This is a genomic window from Limnohabitans sp. Rim8 (assembly GCF_945901735.1).
Lineage (GTDB): Bacteria > Pseudomonadota > Gammaproteobacteria > Burkholderiales > Burkholderiaceae_C > Limnohabitans_A.
Genome location: NZ_CAMDLM010000062.1, coordinates 1 through 3,868 on the forward strand (window position 1 = coordinate 1; position 3,868 = coordinate 3,868).

Consider the following 3,868-nt stretch of genomic DNA (forward strand, 5'->3'; position numbering starts at 1 on the left):
GGGAAGCCATTTCCCGGCTGCAAGCCTCGGGCTGGGTGGATACGCGCCACGGCATCGGCACTTTCGTCCTTCACCAAAGCGACCACCCCTCTTTTCGGATCAGCGCAGAACACATGGGGACTCTGCGAGAGGTCATCGCCCTGCTCGAATTCCGCATCAGCATAGAAACCGAAGCAGCAGCTCTTGCCGCCGTCCGCCGCACCCCCGAAAACTTAACAGAGTTGCAGGCCGCCCTGCTTGAATTCAACAACGCCATCGACGAGGGTCGGGATGCGGTGACTGCGGACCACCGATTCCATCAGGAAATTGCTCGCGCCACCCAAAACCACCACTTCACCGACCTGATGAACTCACTGGGCGCTGGCGTCATTCCGCGTGCACGCATCAGCAGCATCCTGAGTACCGACCCCGAACGTGTCAGTTACCTCAAACGGGTCAATCAAGAACATGAAAGCATTTACAACGCCATTGCCGACCAAGACGTAGAAGCGGCGCGTGCCGCAATGCGCACCCATTTGGCCAACAGCCGCGAGCGATTGCGCAAAAGCGATCCCGACAGCCCCTGACCCCAGAACGAGGCAGCATCCACGTTTTCCCCAATGCACAGTTGCCCCTTAAGTTGTACGATGTCTATTGACTACAGGCGCAAATGATGACCACCTCCTCCACCCCCACCGTGACCCGCATGCAGGTCATCCCCGTGGCTGGCCACGACGGCATGCTGCTCAACTTAAGCGGCGCTCACGGCCCCTTCTTCACCCGCAACATCGTCATCCTGACCGACTCGTCAGGCCACACGGGCCTGGGCGAAGTGCCCGGTGGCGAAAAAATCCGTCAGACGCTGGAAGACGCCCGCCCGCTGATTGAGGGCCAAGCCATTGGCCATTACAACCGCGTGCTCAACGCCATGCGCCAGCAGTTTGCCGACCGTGACAGCGGCGGCCGGGGCAACCAAACCTTTGACCTGCGAACCACCATCCACGCCGTGACCGCTGTGGAAAGCGCCCTGCTCGACCTGCTGGGCCAGCACCTGAACGTGCCCGTGTGTGCCCTGCTCGGCGATGGCCAGCAACGCAGCCGAGTGCAAATGCTGGGCTATCTGTTTTATGTGGGCGACCGCCAGCAAACCGACTTAGCCTACCGCAGCGAGCCCGATCAAGCCGACGACTGGCTGCGCCTGCGCCACGAAAAAGCCATGACGGCCGAGGCCGTGGTGCGCCTGGCCGAAGCCGCGCAGGCCCGTTATGGCTTTCAAGACTTCAAGCTCAAAGGCGGCGTGCTGCGCGGCGAGGAAGAAGTCGAGGCGGTGGTGGCGCTGCACGAGCGCTTTCCCAAGGCCCGCATCACGCTCGACCCCAACGGCGGCTGGCTGCTCAAAGACGCCATCCGCCTCTTGCGCGATCACCGCAGCACCATGGCTTATGCCGAAGACCCCTGCGGCGCAGAAGGCGTGTTCTCGGGCCGCGAGGTCATGGCTGAATTCCGACGCGCCACGGGCTTGCTGACGGCCACCAACATGGTGGCCACCGACTGGCGCGAAATGGCCCACAGCATCCAACTGCAGTCGGTCGACATTCCGCTGGCCGACCCGCATTTCTGGACGCTGCAAGGCTCGGTGCGCGTGGCGCAGCTGTGCCAGATGTACGACTTGACCTGGGGCTCGCACTCCAACAACCATTTCGACATTTCGCTGGCCATGTTCACCCAATGCGCTGCGGCAGCCCCTGGCAAAGTCACCGCCATTGACACGCACTGGATTTGGCAAGACGGCCAGTTCCTCACCAAAAACCCGCTGCAAATCAAGGACGGCTATGTCGATGTGCCCGCCAAGCCTGGCTTGGGCATCGAGGTGGACATGGACGCGGTGATGCAAGCGAACCAGCTCTACCAACAACACGGCCTGGGTGCCCGCGATGACGCCATCGCGATGCAATACCTGATCCCCGGCTGGAAGTTCAACAACAAGATGCCTTGCATGGTGCGCTGAGCACCCGGGCCATTCACCTCAAAGGAAACACCATGAAACTCGGATTTATTGGCTTGGGCATCATGGGCGTGCCCATGGCCGGGCACCTGCTCGCGGGCGGCCACGAAGTCTTTGCTTTTTCGCGCAGCGGCGTGCCTGCTACCGTGCTCGAACAAGGCGCCAAAGTCTGCGCCAGCCCGGCCGAAGTTGCACAAAAAGCCGACATCATTTTCACCATGGTGCCCGACACCCCGCATGTGGAAGACGTGCTGTTTGGCGAGCAGGGTGTGGCCAAAGGCCTCTCCGCAGGCAAGACCGTGGTGGACATGAGCTCCATCTCGCCCATTGCCACCAAGGCCTTCGCAGCCAAGATCAACGCACTGGGCTGCGACTATCTGGATGCCCCTGTCTCCGGCGGCGAAGTGGGCGCCAAAGCGGCCAGCCTCACCATCATGGTCGGCGGCTCTGAAGCCACCTTCAACAAGGTGCAGCCGCTGTTTGCGCTGATGGGCAAAAACATCACCCTGATCGGTGACAACGGCAGCGGCCAGACCTGCAAAGTGGCCAATCAGATCATCGTGGCACTCAACATCGAGGCGGTGGGCGAAGCCCTGCTGTTTGCGGCCAAAGCCGGTGCCGACCCGGCCAAAGTGCGCCAAGCCCTGATGGGCGGCTTGGCCACCAGCCGCATTTTGGAGTTGCATGGCGAGCGCATGATCAAGCGCACCTTCAACCCGGGCTTCCGCATCGAGTTGCACCAGAAAGACCTGAACCTGGCGCTGGAAGGCGCCAAGGCCATGGGCCTGAGCCTGCCCAACACGGCCAACGCGCAGCAACTGATGAACACCTGCGTGGCGCACGGCGGCGCAGCTTGGGACCACTCCGGCATCGTGCGAGCACTGGAGATCGCGGCCAATTTCCAGATTGCTGGCAACTGAACTTTTCCCATTCCCAAAAAGAGAAAAACACCATGGACATGCCCATCAACCATTTCAAACACGCCATCCAATCCGGCCAAAAGCAAATTGGCCTGTGGTCGCACCTGTGCAGCAACATCAGCACCGAAATCCTGGCGCATTGCGGCTTTGACTGGCTGCTGCTGGACATGGAGCACTCCCCGAACGACCTCACGGAAATCGTGGCGCAGTTGCAAGCCATGAAGGGCAGCCCGACCACGCCCATCGTGCGCCCACCGTGGAACGACATGGTGACCTTCAAGCGCTTGCTCGATGTCGGCGTGCAAACCCTGCTGGTGCCCTACATCCAAAACGAAGAAGAAGCCCAACAAGCGGTGTCTTACACCCGTTACCCGCCACACGGTGTGCGCGGTTACGCGGGTGCACCCCGCGCCAGCCACTATGGCCGGGTGAAGGGCTATGCCCAACACAGCAGCGAAGAAATTTGCGTGCTGCTTCAGGTCGAAACCGTTCAGGGCCTGCAAAACATCGAAGCCATTGCCAACGTGGACGGCGTGGACGGTGTGTTCATCGGCCCCGGTGACTTGTCGGCAGCGCTCGGCCACCTGGGCAACCCGAAACACCCGGATGTGCTGAAAGTCATCGACGAGTCGATTGCCCGCATCAAGGCCTGCGGCAAGGCGGCGGGCATTTTGACGGGCGACGAAGCCTTGGCCAAACACTACGTAGACCAAGGCTGCCTGTTTGTGGCCGTGGGTGCCGATCAAAACGTGCTGCGCGACAGCGCCACCGCATTGGCTGGCCGTTTCAAATCCTGAACAGAACACAAGACATGCTGAATACCCCCGCCTCGACCATCCGATTCCCCCGCTTGCTGCTCACGGGCGCGGGCGGCAACTTAGGGCAAGTGTTGCGACCTCGTCTGAAAGCCTATTGCGACGTGCTGCGCGTGAGCCACCGCCGTGATTTGGCCCCTGCAACCGCC

Annotated in this window: 4 protein-coding genes and 1 pseudogene; all 5 read left to right on the plus strand. The window is 61.4% G+C overall.

What is annotated here, in order from left to right; all coding sequences use genetic code 11:
- Positions 1-566: FadR/GntR family transcriptional regulator (locus Q0O99_RS17385; protein WP_293753232.1), on the plus strand; the 566-nt coding region annotated here is incomplete at its 5' end.
- An 86-nt stretch (positions 567-652) separates the two neighbouring features.
- On the plus strand, positions 653-1,987 hold the full coding sequence (gene gudD, locus Q0O99_RS17390) for a glucarate dehydratase (RefSeq protein ID WP_293753233.1): 1,335 nt from the start codon (positions 653-655) through the stop codon (positions 1,985-1,987).
- A 32-nt stretch (positions 1,988-2,019) separates the two neighbouring features.
- Positions 2,020-2,904 (plus strand): 2-hydroxy-3-oxopropionate reductase, encoded by an 885-nt coding sequence (locus tag Q0O99_RS17395; RefSeq protein ID WP_293753234.1) that lies wholly within the window; start codon positions 2,020-2,022, stop codon positions 2,902-2,904.
- Between the two features lie 32 nt (positions 2,905-2,936).
- The gene (locus tag Q0O99_RS17400; RefSeq protein WP_293753235.1) at positions 2,937-3,701 is read left to right on the plus strand and encodes an aldolase/citrate lyase family protein; all 765 of its coding nucleotides are present in this window, start codon (positions 2,937-2,939) and stop codon (positions 3,699-3,701) included.
- A 14-nt stretch (positions 3,702-3,715) separates the two neighbouring features.
- Positions 3,716-3,868, plus strand: a pseudogene (locus Q0O99_RS17405) (NAD(P)-dependent oxidoreductase); the annotation flags it as partial.

Coding starts and splice junctions, on each gene's coding strand:
- gudD (WP_293753233.1), top strand. CDS start 653: ATGACCACCTCCTCCACCCCCACCGTGACCCGCATGCAGGTCATCCCC.
- Q0O99_RS17395 (WP_293753234.1), top strand. CDS start 2,020: ATGAAACTCGGATTTATTGGCTTGGGCATCATGGGCGTGCCCATGGCC.
- Q0O99_RS17400 (WP_293753235.1), top strand. CDS start 2,937: ATGGACATGCCCATCAACCATTTCAAACACGCCATCCAATCCGGCCAA.